This window comes from Anaerolineales bacterium (assembly GCA_015075725.1).
In the GTDB taxonomy this organism is placed as follows: domain Bacteria; phylum Chloroflexota; class Anaerolineae; order Anaerolineales; family Villigracilaceae; genus Villigracilis.
Window position 1 is genome coordinate 3545675 of record JABTTV010000001.1, and the last position, 19388, is coordinate 3565062.

The window sequence follows — 19388 nt, forward strand, 5'->3', positions numbered from 1 at the left end:
CCTTCGGCGGTCTCATTCAGTCTGGTTCAGGGTTTGCCATTCCCTTTTCCCTTGCCGTTCCCGCCTTCATCGTCACTGCCATTGTTCCCTTTGCCTTTCCCATTACCGTTTCCATTGCCATTGCCGTTTCCACTCCCGTTGCCGTTCCCATTTCCACCGACGTTTCCGTTGCCTTGACCGTTATTGCTGGCGTTGTTTCCAATACCATTACCGTTGCCATTCCCATTTTGGGTGCCGGCCGTACCTTCCACCGTGGTGGTTGATGTCGGATTCGTAGTGGGAGCATCCGCCTTGCCGGACATTACACTGCCCAAATTTTCACCTTTCTTCAATCCCTTTACAATATCACCCCAGTTATCAGGTGTCGAACCATCGGCGAGGGTAATGTTGCTGTAATCGCCGGTCTTCTTGGCTTCCAGCAGCGCATTGAAAGTCTCGGTGTCGCCGCCGATCTGGTTGGTCATCCACAGCGCCTGCGCGATCACGCCGAAGCCAACTCCGTCGCTATGAACCGTCATCACTGTGTCATAGTCCACGCCGAGCAGGTCACTGAAAAACTCGGACAGCGCGCCTCCGACTGGATGTTGATCTTCATCTTCACCTTCCTCGCCTGGTGTCTCAGGAAGGACGTCGGTCGGTTCGATGGTCACTTCTGTGCCGTACGCAGTTTCGCTCACGACCGGCGCTCCAGTGGAAGTGTTAATCAACCCGTGGGCTTCCGCGGTCTCGAGAGTCATATTCACGGTTTGGGTCGAGCCGTCTGCATTTTCAAGCGTGACGATCGCGAAGGTCTCACCCGTATCGGGGTCTGTATCGAATTCGACCAGTTGAACCGTACCAGTGATCGGTGTTATTTCCTGGGCTAAGGCGCTCCCGGTCGAAAACGCAAGCAGCGCAGCCAGAAGAGCGATGCCGGTAAATATTCGTTTCATATTATCTCCTTACATATCACTCACTTGTTGAGCTTATTCTATACGACTCCCCGCCAAAACGCATTTACAACTCTGAAAGTGGGATAGGAAATCGGTACTATTGACCGCTGGCTCGCAGATATTTGTATCCGGCTTTGCTCATGTCGCTGTATTCTCCGCGGTATTCAGCAGGCATCAATTCAGCGATCTTATACATCATTTCGTCCACAACCCGCTGGCGGACTTCGGCGGTAATTTTGTCCTCCACATGCACCTTGAACGGCTCTCCCACGCGAAGATGAAAATCGGTGCGCTTGAACCGTTTTAGATTCTTCAAATAATTTTCCCCGCCCCAATGCACGATGGGCAGGACAGTCACGCCGGAACGAACCGCGAGGATGGCGGTTCCCGGCATGGCCCGCCTCAGAATTCCGGTCTTATTGCGGGTTCCTTCCGGCGCAATCCCAAAGATATAACCATCTTGAAGGTTGCGCAGCGCGCTTTTAAGGGCGGTCATATCCGCCTCGCCGCGATGGATCGGGATGATGTCCCAAGCCCAGAAAACCCACCGCAGTAGCGGATTTTTAAAAGCCTCCGCTTTTCCCCACCCGCCAATCTTGCGCGGCTGTAAGACGGTGGCAAGCACAGGCACTTCAACCTGGCCGGTGTGGTTGGAGATGACGATTAGCGGTCCCTGCATGGGGACCTTCTCCAAACCTGATATGTCGAGCCGCATCGTCAGACGGAAGTAAACCCGCAGTAAAGATGTGATGAACAAAAGAGAGAATTTTTTCATGAGCGACTCAACCGTGGATGATTTCCAATTCCTGCGGAAGCAATTCAAGGATCAGTTGTTTTCCGTCAAGGCAGATGAACTCACCATCGGCATGGGCAGGGAAGGTCACGTCCAATGATTTGATCGTGACTTTTCTGGCGCGTTTCATCTGGATCTCTGGCAATACCTTTTGCGTGCCTTTGATGAAATAGGGGATCATTGCCAGGATGCGTCCCTTCGAGGCGGTTTCGGCGATGCAGAGGTCGAACCAGCCATCGTCAGCCTGGGATTCAGGCGCCATTTGGAAGCCCCCGCCCATGCGCCGCCCGTTCATGACGGAGATCATCAGAGAACGTTGTTTGATTTTTTCCCCGTCGTCCAGAACAATTTCCACCTCGGCGGGATTGTAATAAAGGAAGACGGTCTTGATCACACCGATCAAATACGCCAGCAGTCCGCGCGTCCAACGCACTTTGACCGCTTCGTTTCCCACCGCCGCGTCGAAACCGACGCCGATGCCGTTTCCAAAATACCGCCCATCGGGAAAATCGCCCCCCTTGACCCATCCAAGGTCGATGCGTTTTCGTTTATTTGCCTTCAGAGCGTTCAAGCCATCATCCAGAGTCGTTGGGATGCCCGTACCTCCGGCAAAATCGTTTCCGGTTCCCACCCCCAGTACAGTGAAAGCAACGCTGTTGTATCCCGCCTTCTTGGCGCGCATAATGCCATTGATGGCTTCGTTCACGGTGCCATCGCCGCTCGCGCAAACCACCACGTCGTAGCCGTTTCGAGCCGCTTCTTCAGCGAGTTCAGCAGCGTGCCATACGCCGTTCGTTTGGGCGATCGTATAATTAAAGTTGTGCTCCTTCAAAAAGGATTCGATCCGCGGAATGGATCTCTCCCCAAGCCCGCGCCCAGAGGTTGGATTGACGATGACAAAGTATTTCATGCAGACTCCCGATTGCCGCGTGGCGGACGTTCTCTACATCCGTTATTCCGATGGTTAAAGCGGGGCGAGTGTATCACAAGCCTGGTTTATATTTCAAGTAATCGTCGGGCGTGTCGAGGTCCTGGAAAATGGTGGGAGTGTCCAGATTCACATATTCGATTTCGTTTGAATGTGCGTTCATAAACTCGCGCATGGACTGCCCTTCCTCCATTACCAGAATTTCATCCCAAATCGTTCTTGCCGCCAGCCAGGGATGCCCACGCCTCATCTGGTAACTCGGAACGACAAGACTGGATCTGCTCTTCAAGTACGCGCTGCAAACCGTACTCACGCTTCCTGCTTCCATTTGGGGCTGGTCGCCGAGACAAATCAACGCTGCCTCTGCTGACGGTTTAACCGCGCTCAATCCACATTGTATGGATGCCAGCATCTCGCCATCATCGTTGAGAGCGATCGGGAATTGATGATTGGAGATCGAATTGGCGATTTCCGAATTTGTAACGATAATTATGTCTTCGACCCCGGCGTTTTGCAGAGTCTCCAACACCTTTCCCAACACGGTCTTATCGTCCCAGGGCAGGAGTAATTTTTGCCTGCCCATGCGAACCGATCTCCCGGCGGCTAATACAATGGCTGAAATGTTCATTTTCAGCGACCCATTATCATCCTAGTTCATCCCCTCAAGATTCTTCAGCCTTTCGTAGTCCTCCGGTTTGTCCACATCGAAGATCAGGATGTCGTCGTGCCAGGGCAGGTAAGAGACCTGGTGCCTGTCGAAGATGGCGCGGCCACCGATATCACCGGTCAATTGCATAAGATCGGGGAAGGTCACCCGGTCGAAGAGCACGGGGTTTGCGCGACGCTCCTCCAGCACGAGAGGAGCGAGGATGGATTGGCGTTCGCTTGCGTGAGATTCGATCAATGCGCGAATGACTTCCTCCGGCATTTGCGGCTGGTCTGCCAGCAGAAATACGGCTGAACCCACATTATCTGGCAATTTGTCGATCCCTTTAGTAACAGATGTGCTCTGCCCCAGTTCGAAATCCGGGTTATGGACGAGGCTCACGGGGAGGTCTCTTAGGTGAGATTCGATTTCAGCGTGGCGAAAGCCTGTAACGACAACCACCGGTTCAAGTCCCGCGCGAAGCGCAGTTTCTGTCACTTGTCGAACGAAGGGCTTTCCCTTCCAATCCAGTAATTGCTTGAAATGGCCGTAGCGACTCGACTTCCCAGCCGCGAGGACGATGCCTGCCGTGCGTTCGATGAGACGAAATGTTCCGTGTTCGAGTGACCCAACGACGACTGAATCGAAATGATTTAACAATGTGCGTGCCAACCCGCCACCGATGGATTGGAGTTCCGGGGTATCTGCCTGGTTAAGCAGTTCGATCCGCCTTGCTTTTTCGGGGATGTTTTTCAACGCTCCCATCGGATGCGTGAGGATTCCTAAAAGCGCCTGCGCTGTGATCGTTTCGCCGGGCGCAAGACCGCAAAGCTGGGAGAATAGTTCAGCGCGATGGACATGTTCTTCATCAAGGGGCATACCGAGGGCGGATAATCCTGAGATATGAACAACGATCTCGGCGAACCCAGGGATGGGAGGTTCATGAGCTGCGGGAGCCTTGAGCGGTTTCTGTCGCGACCCGTCTGCTTCGATGAGAAGGGGAATGTTTTTTTGCGATGATACTGTGCGCAGCCAGTTCAAAGGATCCTGTTCAATCGGCTTGGTTTTATCATCTTCGACCTTACCTGTAAATAAAACGATGCCAGTATCCGGAATAACAATATCCTTTTCTGCGCCGACCATGATGTGATGATCTGCCAGTGGGATTTGCCACACACCGAGATGCGAGGTCGCCGTGACGAAGACAGGGGAATTCGCATTGTTTTCAGTAATCTGGCGGGCAAGCCGAAAGAGCGCGGTGGTCTTGCCGCCTGAGCCGATAAAACAAATGATGGGAGCGCGGGCGGTCTGGTCGAGCCGCAACGCACGGAACAAGTTGAGGGGGAGGCTCATCTTCATTGTAATTGTATGATAAAACCCCTGAAATGACAGGGAGGGTGGGAGGTGGTCGTATAATGAAAACGTCTTTGCTGCCCCAACTTAACAAGGGCGTAACCATGAATAAACCTGTTGCTTTGATCGTTGAAGACGACCGCGATATCGTTGCCCTGTTCCGGCATGTTCTCGATGTCGCCGGTTATCAGACCGAGATTGTCCTGGATGGAAAGGATGCCATGGACCGTCTCGGTGTTATGCGCCCCAATATTGTCCTGTTGGATTTGCAATTGCCGCGCATGTCGGGGGTGGAGATCCTGAAGCGGATGCGGGACGACGAGCGGCTCATGCGCGTGCCGGTGGTGGTCATCACCGCGTATGCTCCCTACGCCGACAGCCTGCCCGTCGAACCGGATTTGCTCCTCTTAAAACCGGTGGATATCAATCAATTGAGCAATCTCGTCCAGCGGCTGCAAGCCACACAAGGCGCGCTCGATGAACCCACGCATGATTTTGTCACCGGTTTGTACACGCTCCCGTTCTTCAATGTCCGTATGACGTTCTCGCTCGAGCGGATCAAGCAAAGTTCGTTCCGCCGCTTCGGCGTTCTTTTTGCGGATGTTTCGCCGATGGATGACCTCAAATCCCACCTCAACGAGAACGAGTTGCGTGAGTTCCTGCGGAAACTTGCTGATCAATTCCGGATCACGCTTCGCCCGACGGATACCATGGCCTGGTCTCCCGAGAAGCGCATGTTCCTGACCCTTATCGAAGATATTCCAACCCCTGAAGCGCCCTTGAAGATCGCCGGTCGTTTGAGAGACAGCATGAAGAGATTTCTTGAAACCAACGACCGCGGGCTTGGGCTGCGCGCGAATGTAGGAGTATTGTTATGCGATGCCGATTACGATGATATCAATCAAATCCTCGATGACCTCGACCTGGCTCGTTCCCAATTACGCGCCGGTTTATTTACCAATCCATCCATTTTCGACAGGGAGATGCTTGGTGAACGGCGGTAGTTCGGCAGTGAATATAATGAAAAAGACGGATAGTGTCCAATATCAAAAATAGGAAATGTCGTTGCGAGCCCGATAGGGCGAAGCAATCCCGGATTCCCGGGGAAGATTGCTTCCCTCCGGCAGATTCAGGATAGGCGTCGGGCTGATGCCATCCTCGCAACGACATAATCTGATGTGTCGGATGATAAACACTCCTAAACATGACTCACCCCGAAATTAAGGTTTCGCGGGTGAGTTCGTTCTTAAGAACAAATGGGACGCTGGTAAACGCGGATTTATAATCCCTTTTCCGCATAAATCTGCGCTCGTCCGCGTCCCAAATTAAATTCGGGTTAATTATGTTTTATTCATATGGTCCGAATGTATCCTTGGGTAATGCAGGCGGGCGAATCCACGAGAGCCAGCCGGTCTTTACCGCAGGTGCCATTGGCGCCGGTTTCTCGTACATGACAAGCACAAGGCTTACAGCCAGTCCTGTCGCACCAAGCCATTGGGTAAATATCAATTTTTCCCCAAGCAGCAGATGGCTGAACAGAATGGCAACCAGTAGTTCAGCCAGCCCAAGAAGCGCGGTTTGCATTCCCCCGATCTTTTTCACCCCGAGGAACAACGCCACCCGTGAAAAGACGGTCACGAACGTCAAGCCTACAATTGGAAACCATGGGGCATCCGGCGGCGGAAGGGTCCGGTCAAAGATCAGGTAGGCCGGGACCACAACCGCGCTCATTGACAGAAGGGTATACAACGCAACAGTCGGCGCAGGCACTTCGTACAAAACGCGCTGATTGATGGGCAGGTGCATCGCATAAAGGATTGCCGCACAGATCATCATGGCGACCCCGCCAAGGTCCATGGGCTTATCAGGGACGTTCGTCAGAAAAAGCACGGCGAGCGTTGCAAGCGAGATGCGGAAGATCGTCAATCGGCTCGGCGGTTGATGGTCGAGGATCAACCACATCGCCACAAAAAAAGGGTAAAGCGAATATAACAACTGTCCCATGTTGGCGTTAAGTCTCTCAAGAGCCAGGTAATAGAATAGCGAACCCAATCCATTGATCATCCCGGCGAGTCCGCATCCGATCAAGCCCACAGGGAAAATATAGAGATATCGTCTGTCGAATATCGCAATGAAGAGCAGTAGAATCGTCGCGGCGAATCCTGTGCGCAAGGCGACGACAGTGAATGGGGAATACCCATGCAGGATGGCGAGTTTGCCGAACACCGGAGTTGTTCCGAGAAAGATCGCAGATGTGATTGCCGCTATGATCCCGGCTGTTTGTTTATTTGCCAATCTCGCCAGCCTTTTTGCAATTCGCAGAATTACTTCAACAAGGACCGCACCTCTTCGAGGAATTCATCGTTGAGGAAATCCCCTTTTTGCAGGAGCGCCTGAATATGCCCGCTTAATCTGTTCTTTTCGTCAGCAGTCAATTCCTTTGCGGTTGCAACGATAATGGGTATCGTTGCCGTTTCGGGATGAGCGCGCAGCGCTTCGATAACAGAGTAGCCGTCCATTTCCGGCATCATCAGGTCAAGTACCACAAGATCTGGGAGCTCGCGTTGGATAAGGTCGATGCCGGCACGCCCATTTTCCGCTTCGAGAATCGTAAAGTTCCCTTGTGATTGCAGAATGCGGCGGATCAAGCGCCTTGCTTCAAGAGTGTCTTCGATAATGGCAACTTTGGGGAAACGTTCCGGGGCAACCTGAGTGAGTGCGGAGAGCAATCCCTCTTCCTGCGGCGCCTGGGTTACCGAGGGGAACTTGACATCGCGAGCCCAATTTTCACCCAGGATGCGCTGCTCGGCGGGCATGGTATGCCCCGTGCAGTTGATCACGACTGTCTCGCTCGGTTTGATGACCCCCGCTCGGATCAATTTGAATAACCCTGCAAAAGCGGCTCCAGCGGCGGGTTCCGCTGAGATCCCCTCCATCTTGGCAAGTACGTGCATTGCCCGGAATGCCTCTTCGTCGGTCACGCTTTCGAACACCCCGCCGGTAGAATCGACATGACCTTTGAGAAATTCATATGCGCGTCCCGGATCGCCTGTGGCAAGCGTTTCGATATGTGTCTTGGGCGATGCCACGGGCTCGGCTTTTGCAAGGCCTTTCTTCCAGCTGTAAACCATCGGTGCGCATCCATCCGCCTGGATTGGTGCGAATGCAGGAATGCGGTCGACCCAACCCATTTGCTGCATTTCGCGAAACCCCTTATGCACGCCAAGCGGTCCCATTCCGCCACTGATTGCCTGGACGTACCAATCGGGGGTACGTAACTTTGAGTTTTCTCCAGGTCCGAGGATGTCCGTCAGCTGGTCCGAGATCTCAAAAGCAATTGTTTTCATTGCTTCGATCGAAGTGATCGTTCGGGCACCCATATCCAGATAAAGTTTGCGCTGACGTGCAAATTCTGCCGCGACCTGTTTGCATTGGTCGTATGACCCGGTTATCTTTATGACCTGACTGCCATATAAGGCAATCTCGCGCATCTTGACCGCCGGGACGAGACTTGTAACAAACGCCCAGAGTTTCATCCCGGATCGTGATGCGTAAGCCGAATATGAAATCGCGACATTACCGGTTGATGCGGCGACCATTTCCGTAATTCCCGCCTCTTTCAATGCCGCGATTGTTACTGCTGCCTGCCTGTCTTTGAACGAGGCTGTCGGACCTTGACGTTCATCTTTGATGAAAATGTTCGGACAACCCAGCATCAAACCGAGGTTTCCGGCGCGGATTAACGGAGTGTAGCCTTCACCCAATGAAAGGCTGGTATTTGGGTTGCGCACCGGGAGGAGTTCGCGATATCGCCACAGGTCGAATTGCCTGGTCCTGACTTTGTCCCGAAGGGTTTTACCGAGCAATTCATAATCGTATTCCGCTTCGCGCCATTGACTGCCGCACTTGGGGCATGTGGTGGAAGTTGGGAAATACGGCGCATTATGCCCGCAGTCCAGGCATTTGATGATAAACGTCACGTGGTGCTCCTGTGATGATTCTTCGATCGTGGAATGGCGAATGCGAACAGCGTGCTAGAGCGTTGTGTACCCTGCTATTTGAGCTTGGATTGCATCCGTTCAAGCGAACGCTGGATGGAGGTGAGCAATTCCTTTTCGTTGAATGAACCTTTGGTCAATAGCCTCTGACCGTATTCTTTCAATTGGTTTTTTTGTTCCGGGGTGACATCCATCCCGCTGATGATGATGGCGGGGATGTCTCGAAGTTTGCGATCCGATTGCATCAGTTCGAGGATCTGGAATCCATCCATTTCAGGCATGAACAGGTCCAGGATCACGGCCTGGGGCGGGTTCCCCGATGAAAGGATCGTCCAGCCATTATGACCACCTTCCGCCAGGATCGGTTTATAACGCCCGTCGTCTGTGAGCATTTTACCGATGAGCCGTAGATCGTTCGGGTTATCGTCGATGATCAGTACTTCGCGTATCGTCCCATCGGCGTTGAACCGATCGAGCGAGTTGACAAGGTCTTCTTCCAGAATCGGTTTGACGAGATAATCCGAAGCGCCGAGGTTGTATCCCTTTTCGACGTCTTCCACGATGCTGCAAATGATGACCGGGATGTTGCGGGTGTCCCGGTTCGATTTGAGCGAATCCAATACAGCCCAGCCATCGATCCCAGGCATCATGATATCGAGAGTGATCGCAAATGGCTTGACCTTTCTGGCGGTCTCGACAGCGCGCGCCGGGTCGGTCAACGGCACAACGTGATAACCCTGCGGCTGGAGATAGCGCTCGTACAACCCGATCACCTGCATGTCGTCATCGATGGTCATGATTACCTTGCTGCCATCCAGTTCCGCCTCGATATCCCTGTGATACAAGGGCAGGGTGAAGTAAAAAGTGCTGCCATGGCCTTCCAGGCTGTCGACCCAAATCTCACCTCCGTGCATATTTATCAATTGCTTGGAGATCGACAAGCCCAGGCCTGTGCCGCCGCTTTTGCGCGTGGGTGAAGCATCGACCTGCGAGAACGGCTGGAAGAGTTTTTCCTGGTCCTTGATCGAAATTCCAGGACCCGTATCCCTGACACTGATCCTCACCATGTTCCTGCCCTTCTCCTTGTAAGGACCGACTTCCACTGAAATGGAGCCTTCCTCGGTGAATTTGGCGGCATTGGAAAGAAGGTTGATCATGACCTGGCGGATGCGGATCGCATCGGCGCGGACGGGAGGTGTGGACGGATCGATGTTTTGCCTCAGCTCGATCGGTTTATCCTTGACGATGCCGGTCATGGTGGATAACACACTATGGACAAGGTCGGTAATATTGACTTCGTCGAAGGCTAGTTCCATCTTACCGGCTTCGATCTTGGCGGAATCGAGGATGTCGTTGATCAAGCCCAACAGATGCTGGCCGGAATTGTAAATGGCGGTCAGGTCCTGCTGCATCAGTTCAGTCACGGGACCATCGATCCCTTTCAGGATCACACGTGAAAAACCGATGATCGAATTCAATGGCGTGCGCAATTCGTGGCTCATGTTGGCGAGGAACTGGCTTTTTAACCTGTCCGCCTCCCTCATCTCAAGGACCGCATGCTGAGAAAGTTCGAAAGACCGGGCGTTGTCGATCGCAACGGCTATCTGGTCAGCGAGTGTTTGCAGAACGGATATTTCATCCTCATTGAAGGCATTGACTTCCTGGGATTGAATATCGATCACACCGATGATGCGCGGACCAATGCGAAGAGGGATGGCGGCTTCCGCGCGGGTTTCCGGCAGAAGAGGATCATGAACGTAAAGCGGGTTTTCGGATACATTATTTGCCACGACCACAGATCCGCTCGACGCGACCGAACCGACGATCGATTTATCATCGAGCAACACTTGGTATCCCCGTTTTTTCCTTTCAGCACCCGTATCTCCAGTGGCTTCCTTCAAAATTGCATTAAAACCGGTTTCCTCCACGATGAAGATGGCAGCGTAATAAAACTTGAAACGGTCGGTAAGCAGATTTACCGCCCTGGCAAAAATGGTGTTAAGGTCGAGGGTGGAAGTGACAAGTTTGCCGATCTCTGCCGAAACCGCAAGATATTCATTTCGGCGGCGAATGGCTTCCTCTGCCATTTTTCGCTCAGTAATATCCCGCGCCACCCAGAATACCCTCGACTCGTCCATCTTCGTCAGGTTGGCAAGGAACCAGAACAGCCTGCCTCCAAGATTCAACTCGTATTCGAATGTGATTTTTTCGGACGACGCAAGGGTGTTACGAACCTTATCCAGGAAATTATCAGCCATATCCTGGGGGAAAAGTTCGTGAAACGTCTTCCCCAGTAATTCCTGAGGCGTACGGATAAGGAGAGATGGATTGGTTGGTGCGATCTGCAGATAGCGTCCATCGCGATTAATGACCAACACCACATCTTCCATCGCTGAAAAGAGAGCGCGGAAGTTCGTTTCAGATTGTTCGACCTGTGTGAACAACTGGTTCTTTTGCACCGCAGCCCCGATTTGCGCCACGATCGTTTCGAGGATGCGGAGTTCGTCCTGGGTGACCACACGGGCCGGTTCGGAAAATGCGACACCGATCGTCCCGATCACTTCCTTTTCATCGAGCAGCGGCAGGATCAAAAGATTCTTCGTGCCTCGTTTCAACAAAGGTTCGCGGACAGGCTCAGCCAGGGGGTTATTCTCCACGTCTTTGACGAAAACCGGTTTCCGGGTTCGGATCACCTCTTCGGTTGGAATGTTGCCGTGAATTGGAAGGAGAAGACCGATATCATTCGTTTGTTCGAATGATCGGCTGGCTTCCGCGGCGAGGACCAGGTGCGATTTTTCCTCGTTCATCATCGCAATACCCACGTTCTGGGCGTCGAGGAGACTGACCAGATTATCGGAAACACTTTGAAGTGTGGTTTGCAGGTCTAGCGAACTCGCAACCGCAGAAACCACTTTATTGACGATCGATAATTCCTGGGCGCGCCGTTGAGTTTCCTGAAACAGGCGTGCGTTCTCCAGAGCCAGTGACAGTTGATCGGTCACCTGTCGGATGAGCAACTGTTCGTCGGTGGTGAATGTGCGATTTTGATTTTGATCCACCATTCGCAAGAGCGCCCAATCGTCTTCTCCGAGTTGAATGGTGGTCGAGTATGACGTCTCCGATCCTGATAATGGAGGGAGCGCTTCGGTGCGTAAAGTCAACGCGCCTGTGGAACGGCGCTGCGTCCTTCGGGGAGTGGTGGCAGCTTCGGGGTTTGGCGCAGGAATGGGGGAGGAGTCAGCAGCAGGTTGGCGGGCAACCACCTCGACCTGGGGAGAGGCGGAGGATTCTTCCGGTTTGGGATGAGGCGCTTCTTTATCGCCCCTCGGCTTGGGAGGCTGTTCCCGGGCAGTTTTCTCCGGCTGGATGCCCTTGAATAGGTTATCAAGACGCTTGTTGATTTTCTGTTTCTTTGGCATATTCCATAAGTTCCTGCGCAAGGACACGATATTGAGTGGAGCCGCGCGTGGCGGACTTGTACTGCGTAATGGGCTGACCGGCAATCGGGCTTTCCCGAAGTTTCGTATCGAGTTCGATCACGGTGTTGAAAACACCTGCTCCGAACGTGGAGCGCAATTGTTCATGAATATTCCGATGGGTGCGGTTACGCCTGTCCAGCATTGTGACGAGGATGCGATAGGAAAGGCTCGGGTTATCGGATTCGCGCGTGCGGCGGATGAGACCCATCATATTCCGAAGCGCATACGCCGAAAAATATTCCGCCTGGGTGGGGATGAGCAGGAGGTGTGCGGCGGCAAGCGCGTTGCGGGTGATCGCCCCTAGTGCGGGCGGGCAATCCAGAACGATATAGTCGTAAGGCATATTCGGCACAGCCTGGATGGCACGCTGAAGGATGGTGGTGTAATTTGTGCGCACCGGCAAAAACTGCTCCGATGTTTCGATGCGCGAACTGGAGGGAATCAGATCGAGATTTTCGACCTCTGTCCGGCGGCGGATATTGAGAAGCGGTTCGTTGTCCAGCATGATATTGCTGGATGTCTTCTCGCTTTCGCCCGGCTCGAAACCGAGGGCTAGCGTGAGGTTTGCCTGCGCATCTAGGTCGATCAAAAGAGTCCGGTTGCCGAGTTCTGCGAGTGCGGCGCCGAGCGATAACGCCGTGGTCGTTTTCGCAACACCGCCTTTCTCGTTGGAGACCGCAATGATCTTGGTCATAAATCCTCTGGTTCCTTTCCTTGCGATTTACCTGTCAAGCGATTTGTTCTTCTGCGGTATGATCTCGATGCGCGATACTTTCAACGCATCCTGCAGTTCCCGAATGGCCGTGTCGATCATCTCCTGTGGGTCGTTGGTGCCGCGAATCTTCGTGGTGATGTCGGTGACAAGCTTTTCGCGCTCGGCCCGCCTCGTGGTCTCGTCGAACAGCCTTGCGTTCTCAGCGATGACCGCGACCCGGTCAGCCACAGCGCGGACCATATCCATCTGGTCGGAGGTAATGGTCCCTTCCCTGGGGATCGATACGGCAAGTTCGCCGATTTCCTGTCCGCGCATCACAATGGGGACGACAACCTGTTTTCGGTTCGTATCCTCTATCAGGTTACTGTCGCCATTCTCCGGTGCATCGACGGGGGTTACACCACTGGCAGTATACCGGTAGCCGGCAATCCTGTATTCTTCTGCAAGGCGATTCCAATTTTCCCGGAAGAACTGACGGGAGGCCGCCTCGGCTTCTGCGAGGGATCTCTGCATCTGTTCATATAATTTCGCATTGTGAATGGCGATGCTGACCAATTCCGCCAGAACGGTCAGGGAATCGAGATCTTCATTCGAAAAGGCGTTCAATTCCCTGCTTTGAACGTCGAGTGCGCCGAGGATCTCACCTGATTCAAGAAGCGGGAGCGCCATCTCAGACTGGGTTTCGGGGAGATCGGGATTGTTGAAATAGACGGAATCTTCTCCGACGCTTGAGGCAATACGCGGTTTTTTTGTTCCAGCAACATACCCTACGATACCCTGGGTCTCCACGCGCAGTTGATGACCGCGTTTGAGCATCCGTTTTCCGCCTTCGCTGTTTGCCGCGACCAGTACGGCATATTGATTCGTGGCGTCGTTGAGGAAAATACCCACATGGTAGAAGCCGAACTGTTCGCTGATCAGTTCAGTAACCTGTGGGAGCAATTCGCTGAGATTCTTCTGGACCGTGATCGCCTGTGCGACCCGGGCAATCGCTTCGTATTGTTTTCCGCGCCTCTGCCCCCGCTCGGTTTCCAATCGCAGTTCGGCTGTTCTTTCCTCGACTCGTTTTTCGAGCGAGAAGACAAGGTCCTTTACGGTATCAGCCATGGTATTGAACGAGGCGGCAAGCGTTTCCAGTTCATCGCCAGACCGGATTTCCGCTTTTGCATCGAAGTTTCCCCTGGAAAGCTCAGTGGATGCATGATTCAACGACTGGAGCGGGGCAGTGAGGCGATTGCTGGCAATGAAGGAGAGCCCCGCTGCCGCCCCGAAGACCACCGCTATCACAATGATGCTGAAAATGATCGTGTTTCTTGTCTCCTGCGCGATCTGGTTCGCGATCGCAGTCCGGCTGGGGAGCAATTCATCCGAAGGCGCTACGAAGACGAGTTTGTAGTTTACCTCCGGGATTTCATTGAATGTTATATGTCTTTCGCTGCCGGCAAGGGTTACGGTGAAGATGCCCGAGGTTTCATTGGATATTTTCTCCAAAATCCCGGAAAATTCCTGCGAGACATTCTGAAGAGTTGCCGGGTCGATGATCTCGCTCAGTCTGGCGTTATCATCGGTAATGTCAAAATCGTTGTAACCCGACTCCGGAAGGGAGATCAGCCTGTTTTTGTTGTCCACGAGGAAGGCATACCCGGTCTCGCCGACGCGGACATTGGAAACCAGATCTATCACCTGGGTGATTTGTACATCCATCGCGGCCACACCTCGAAACCGGTCTGACGCATCGTAAACCGGGACGCTTGTTGTGATGACAAGTCCATTTAACGCGGCGTCTTCATAAGGTTCCGACCAGACAACGAACCGATCCGGATTGTTTTGCGGGGTGGCGGAGACATACCATTGCCTGCCCGTTACATTAAAGTCTGCCGGGACGATATTAGCGAGGTCGATGTTCGGGAAATAAACGGTTTCCTTGCTTTCTCCGCCGAAGTAGATGGCAACGATTTCGGGATTCTGCTCCAAAATCGAAGGGAGGAGCAATTCCGAATGTTTCAACAAGTTAAGTTCCTGGAGCAGCGAGTCGGTAAGATCCACTCCTGCCGGAATAAAGATTGAGGCGGGTTCCGAGTTGGGATTATCCCAGCTGCCGGCAGAGGTTTTCGTCAATTTCGATCCGACATCCCAATAGGTGTTTTCAGCCAGCCGCGAGTCGCCAAGGATGATCTGGATGGAATCACCCGCAATCCGGGTGTTGCTGCTCATGCTTTGGAAAAAGCCGTTAAGACTTGTTGCCTGTTCCCTGTTCGATCGCGAAAAATCCTGTTCGACGCGTAACCTGGCATTCTCCTCCACGCTGAGGATCAAGCGGCGGCTGCCGTCCTGGATGCGCAGGTACACATAACCGCCCATAACCAGCACGATCAGGAATGCGATCAGCATGTTTGCCGCCGTCAGTTTGCTCCGGAGAGTGAGGCGCGGCAATGTTGAGTTCGATGTGGAGTCCTGAATCGCGGATTGTCGGAACCGTTTCATGAATCTTACCTAGCCATTCCCGTTCTTGTCATCTTTAAGTTTGATCGTCACTTCCGAGCCCGGTATCGTTCGTCCAAGCTCTTCGACAGCGGTCACAAGCACGTTGTACAAGTTAATGGACGAACCGAGCTTGCCGGTGATTTCACCGATGGTCTGCTCCTTGATCGCCTGCCGCTGCGACTCGTGGATAAGGCGCGCATTTTCGAGAGAAAGCGAGAGGCGTTCCGAAACCGCTTCAGCGAGATCGATCTCACTTTGAGTCCACTGGCGATCTCTTGAAGGCGATTTTATGTGCAGCGTGCCGATGATTTGTTCGCGCAGTTTGATGGGAATTACAAGCACGGGATCGTCGATCTTACCGTCAGCATGAAAGATGAGCGTTTCACCGCGGAACATCGCCTGATTGATTTCTTCGGTAGTGATCGGTTTCGTCAACCGTCTGTTGCCGGTAAGGCTCTGGTAATATCCGATCGTGCCCTCCTCCTGAGCGAGGTTTTTCCATCCTTCCTGAAGTGTTTGTTGATAAGCCTGCCTGGCTTCGACGAGCGCCTGCCGGGTCTGTTCGTACAGCCTTGTGTTTTCGATGGCGATGGCGATCTGGTCCGCAAGGATGCTGAACATGTTAATGTCGTTTTCTGTGAACGCGCCCGGCTTATCGCTCTGAAGATCCAGGATGCCAATGATCGTCTCGTAGGCTTTCAAGGGGATTGCCGCTTCAGAACGTGTGGCGGGGAGGTCCGGGTTGTTGAAGAATACCGCATCATTCCCAACGTCGAGGGCGATGCGTGGAACTCCGCTTTTTGCTGCAAATCCCACGATGCCGCTCTCTCCGACTTTAAGCTTGTGACTCCGTTTCAACATTTCCTGCCCGCCGAGGCTGTTCGACGCCTGGAGGACGGCATACTGCCTGGTTGCATCCAGGAGGAATATGCCCACATGGTAATAATCGAATCGCTCGCTCACCAATCTCGTGATCAATGGAAGCAGGATGTTTAATTCCTGTTTGCTGTTGATCAGTTTGCTTATTTCTCCAATGGCGAGATACTGGGCGGCGCGCATTTCCGATTGGCGGCGTGAAGCCTCGAGATCACGTGTGCGTTCGTTGATGCGGTTTTCGAGGTTTGAAAGCGTATCTCTCAACTGCACGGTCATTCGATTGATGGTTTCCGATAACAAACCGACTTCGTCGTTCGATGCCACATCCGCCGAGATCTGCAGGTTTCCTTTGGATATCTCCTCGGCCACCTCGGTGAGCCTTTTCAAGGGATTGGTAATGTTCCTCGAAAAATAGAGAATGATGATCCCGAATAAAATAGCGAGCAAAAAGCTGTATGCAGTAAGCGTGGTCTGGAGTGACCTTGACTTTTGGATGATATCAGTTTCCGGATAAACGAAGGCAAGAGACCAGCCAGTATTCATGCCAACAGGCGCGAAGGCAACATACATGCGGTTCCCTTCCCAGTCGGTCGCCAGTAGGAAACCGGACTTTTCGCCGGTCATATTCTCGATGAGGTTCGTCCAGGTGCCGGTTGGCTCCGACTCGGCAAGGGCAAACATGGAATCCACCATTGGCTCATACACCTGACCCTGTTTACCGATACCGAGGATGGTTCCCCGGTCGTCTAGAAGGAATACATAACCAAGTGACTCAACCTTTGTATCGATAAAAATATCCTGTATGGCGGTCATCTCGAGATCAGTGGAAACGACGCCTCTGAAGCCTCCGGAATCATCAAAGAACGGGAGGCTGGTAGTGATGATCCAGTTGCCGTCGCCGGTGTTGTCATCCTGATACGGGGCTGAAAGTGAGACATCCACCACACTTTTGGGATGAAGGTACCATTCGCGTTCAAAGTAATCATCCAGCATTATGGATTCGATCTTGCCATCGGCAGTCCGGCGATATCGAACCGCCCATGAGGATAGGTTTGGCTTTAATTGATTCGGCTCGAACCCGATGCTCATTCCATATATCTGGCTGTTTGCCGCCAACGAAGTCTCAAGAAGCTGCTGCAGATCAGCCTCTTCGGAAACTCCAGATTCAACCGCGATGGCAAGGTTGAGAGCAGCAAAACGCGCCTGTTCAAGCTTCGTCTGGATGAGGGCAACCGTATCGGCGGTCTCTTTTGTAAGATCGGATTCGAGATTCGCCACAAGATCCCCCTGGCTGATGCGAATTGTGATGACAGAATAGACAATAAAGCCAAACAGCAGCAGACCCACAGCTACCAGGGTCAATTTGAGACCGAGGCTTGTCTCTATGGGACGACTTTCTGATATTTCCTGAGATGGTTGGCGGTCAAATTCCATGAAGCAACTCTTCTACTCGATCCTAAACATCCATTTTCAATGAAGCCGGCTCGATTTGAACGATGACATCCGACCCGCCGAGCGCAATGCTCAATTCGCGGGCGGCAGTCTGGAGGATGGTATCGAACCGGGTGGATGAGCTGATTTTGCTGGTGATATTTGCGGTAACCTTTTCAAGGTCGGCGCGGTGCTGGCTGGATTGGAGCAGGGTGGCCGTCTCGATCGCGAGAGAGAGGCGCTCCGCCACGCCTTGAGCGATCTCGGCATCGTCACTTGTAAGCATGGAGTCGCCTCGCGAAGTCAACTGCATCACGCCAATCACCTTGCCCCGCAGGCGGATCGGGATCGCAAGCCGAGACCAATTGCCGGGTCCGGTCGTCAAAACCGCCTCACCCCTGGCTATTGCTTCATTTACTTGAGGATTTTCCACTGGATGTTGAAGGGATTTGATTCCCGATTCAGAATAGGAAAACCCAATTCCGAGCTCGGTCGGGCGAAGCACCTGCCAGGATTCCTGCGCATATCGGCCGACCGCACTTTCCGCCTCTGCCAGGGCACGCTGTGATTCTGCCAGGTTTTGCGCATTGTTTATCGCGACCGCAACCTGGTCAGCCAGCGTGGTCAATACATCGACGTCACTTGGCAGGAAGGCGTTCGGTTCTGTGCTTTGCACATCCAGAGCGCCGATAATCAGATTTCCGTATCGAAGCGGAAGGGTAATTTCCGAACGGGTGGATGGGAGATCGGGATTGTTAAAATACGCAGAATCCTCCCCGACATTCGAGGCGATGCGAGGAAGCCCGGTGGCGGTCACAAATCCCACGAGGCCTGCCTGCCCGACAGGGAGGCTGTGTTTTCTGGCGAGCATCCTTTGTCCGCCATCGCTGTTCGTGGCGCGCAGCACCGCCGATTCCTTTTTATCGTCCAGAAGGAAAATGCCCACGTGGTAGACGCCGAATTGCTGACTGATGACCCTGGTGATCAGCGGCAGAAGTTCATCAAGTGATTGAACGGAAGATACTGCGCTCATTACCTGCGCCACTGCCTTGAATTGGCGTGCCTGTTGTTCAGTGATTTGATTTGCCTTTTCCAATTCCGCAGTCCGGTCGCGAACTCTTTCCTCAAGGCCTGCGCGCAGCCGGTTGAGTTCCGCGTTTTCCTGGCGCTGCATTTGTTCGCTGGCCTGAGCACGGAGGATACTTTCGTTCAGCCTTCGGATCAACAGGTGCGTGATAATGGCAGTGGTGGCAAGCAGGATTGGGACGATAATGGCATCGTCGATTTCGATGGGTTCCGGAACCTTCACAATGTAAAGATCCCGAACCGCAATCGCCACGGCTGCGATCACTGCCAGAGGTGTGATAAGTGTCAGGGAGCGCTCTCCAAGCAGGATTGCGGAAATGACCAGAATGAGGGGCATGGCGATCAACGACGTGTCCCGGATGCCATTGATACTGTAGGCGATCGCAGCCACGGCAATAACGAGCGCAATCGGGACCACAAGTTTCGCGATGAGAATATCACCCCGGCGCAGCCGAAGGAATGCGAGAATTTCGATTGCGAAAGTAGCCGCAAGGGCAAGAAATGCTTCGACCGTCTCGGTGCCCTCTCCGATAATCCCGCCGACAATGGGCAGAATTGCCAGGTTTGCCGCCATCGTGAAGAACAAAATATTCCGTGTTAAGCGGATGAAGTTGGGGTCTGAATCTTCCCTGTTTCTGAAACTATCAAGAAATTTGGTTAACATTAA

Annotated in this window: 12 protein-coding genes and 1 pseudogene; 1 reads left to right on the forward strand and 12 read right to left on the reverse strand. The window is 53.1% G+C overall.

Translation table 11 applies throughout. From position 1 onward, the window contains the following. Positions 1-26: 26 nt before the first annotated feature. From HS100_17180 to yqeC, 5 genes and pseudogenes are all read right to left on the reverse strand, one after another. Positions 27-224 (reverse strand): annotated as a pseudogene (locus HS100_17180) (hypothetical protein). A gap of 805 nt (positions 225-1029) precedes the next feature. Further along, complete coding sequence (locus HS100_17185; GenBank protein MBE7435653.1) at positions 1030-1707, reverse strand: 1-acyl-sn-glycerol-3-phosphate acyltransferase; 678 nt, start codon at positions 1705-1707, stop codon at positions 1030-1032. Positions 1708-1714: 7 nt separating this feature from the next. Next, the gene (locus tag HS100_17190; protein ID MBE7435654.1) at positions 1715-2635 is read right to left on the reverse strand and encodes a diacylglycerol kinase family lipid kinase; all 921 of its coding nucleotides are present in this window, start codon (positions 2633-2635) and stop codon (positions 1715-1717) included. Positions 2636-2708: 73 nt separating this feature from the next. Then, entirely contained in the window at positions 2709-3281 is a 573-nt protein-coding gene (locus HS100_17195; protein MBE7435655.1) for a nucleotidyltransferase family protein, read from the reverse strand. Positions 3282-3302: 21 nt separating this feature from the next. After that, on the reverse strand, positions 3303-4658 hold the full coding sequence (gene yqeC / locus HS100_17200; protein MBE7435656.1) for a putative selenium-dependent hydroxylase accessory protein YqeC: 1356 nt from the start codon (positions 4656-4658) through the stop codon (positions 3303-3305). Positions 4659-4714: 56 nt separating this feature from the next. On the opposite strand from yqeC, the gene HS100_17205 reads away from it, so the two are divergent. Continuing rightward, positions 4715-5656, forward strand: coding sequence for a response regulator (locus HS100_17205; protein ID MBE7435657.1), 942 nt, complete (start codon positions 4715-4717; stop codon positions 5654-5656). Positions 5657-5999: 343 nt separating this feature from the next. Here the strand turns inward: HS100_17205 and HS100_17210 are convergent, their stop codons facing one another. From HS100_17210 to HS100_17240, 7 genes are all read right to left on the reverse strand, one after another. Continuing rightward, positions 6000-6947: a DMT family transporter gene (locus HS100_17210; protein MBE7435658.1), complete on the reverse strand. Its 948-nt coding sequence runs from the start codon at positions 6945-6947 to the stop codon at positions 6000-6002. 29 nt (positions 6948-6976) lie between these two features. Next, the gene (locus tag HS100_17215) at positions 6977-8632 is read right to left on the reverse strand and encodes a pyridoxal-phosphate dependent enzyme (GenBank protein ID MBE7435659.1); all 1656 of its coding nucleotides are present in this window, start codon (positions 8630-8632) and stop codon (positions 6977-6979) included. Positions 8633-8706: 74 nt separating this feature from the next. Further along, complete coding sequence (locus tag HS100_17220; GenBank protein MBE7435660.1) at positions 8707-12069, reverse strand: GAF domain-containing protein; 3363 nt, start codon at positions 12067-12069, stop codon at positions 8707-8709. Next, a complete protein-coding gene (locus HS100_17225) occupies positions 12035-12823 on the reverse strand; it encodes a ParA family protein (protein ID MBE7435661.1) in 789 nt (262 codons plus the stop codon). The genes HS100_17220 and HS100_17225 overlap by 35 nt, the downstream gene beginning before the upstream one ends. 27 nt (positions 12824-12850) lie before the next feature. Then, positions 12851-15328, reverse strand: coding sequence for a GAF domain-containing protein (locus HS100_17230; GenBank protein MBE7435662.1), 2478 nt, complete (start codon positions 15326-15328; stop codon positions 12851-12853). Between the two features lie 9 nt (positions 15329-15337). Further along, complete coding sequence (locus HS100_17235) at positions 15338-17638, reverse strand: GAF domain-containing protein (protein ID MBE7435663.1); 2301 nt, start codon at positions 17636-17638, stop codon at positions 15338-15340. 22 nt (positions 17639-17660) lie between these two features. Next, positions 17661-19385, reverse strand: a complete 1725-nt coding sequence (locus HS100_17240; protein MBE7435664.1) for a GAF domain-containing protein — start codon at positions 19383-19385, stop codon at positions 17661-17663. Positions 19386-19388: the final 3 nt, after the last annotated feature.

What these genes read in the sequence shown, in the direction of transcription:
- HS100_17230 (MBE7435662.1), bottom strand. Translation starts at nt 15,328, where the DNA reads ATGAAACGGTTCCGACAATCCGCGATTCAGGACTCCACATCGAACTCA.
- HS100_17240 (MBE7435664.1), bottom strand. Translation starts at nt 19,385, where the DNA reads ATGTTAACCAAATTTCTTGATAGTTTCAGAAACAGGGAAGATTCAGAC.
- HS100_17225 (MBE7435661.1), bottom strand. Translation starts at nt 12,823, where the DNA reads ATGACCAAGATCATTGCGGTCTCCAACGAGAAAGGCGGTGTTGCGAAA.
- HS100_17190 (MBE7435654.1), bottom strand. Translation starts at nt 2,635, where the DNA reads ATGAAATACTTTGTCATCGTCAATCCAACCTCTGGGCGCGGGCTTGGG.
- HS100_17220 (MBE7435660.1), bottom strand. Translation starts at nt 12,069, where the DNA reads ATGCCAAAGAAACAGAAAATCAACAAGCGTCTTGATAACCTATTCAAG.
- HS100_17235 (MBE7435663.1), bottom strand. Translation starts at nt 17,638, where the DNA reads ATGGAATTTGACCGCCAACCATCTCAGGAAATATCAGAAAGTCGTCCC.
- yqeC (MBE7435656.1), bottom strand. Translation starts at nt 4,658, where the DNA reads ATGAAGATGAGCCTCCCCCTCAACTTGTTCCGTGCGTTGCGGCTCGAC.
- HS100_17185 (MBE7435653.1), bottom strand. Translation starts at nt 1,707, where the DNA reads ATGAAAAAATTCTCTCTTTTGTTCATCACATCTTTACTGCGGGTTTAC.
- HS100_17195 (MBE7435655.1), bottom strand. Translation starts at nt 3,281, where the DNA reads ATGAACATTTCAGCCATTGTATTAGCCGCCGGGAGATCGGTTCGCATG.
- HS100_17205 (MBE7435657.1), top strand. Translation starts at nt 4,715, where the DNA reads ATGAAAACGTCTTTGCTGCCCCAACTTAACAAGGGCGTAACCATGAAT.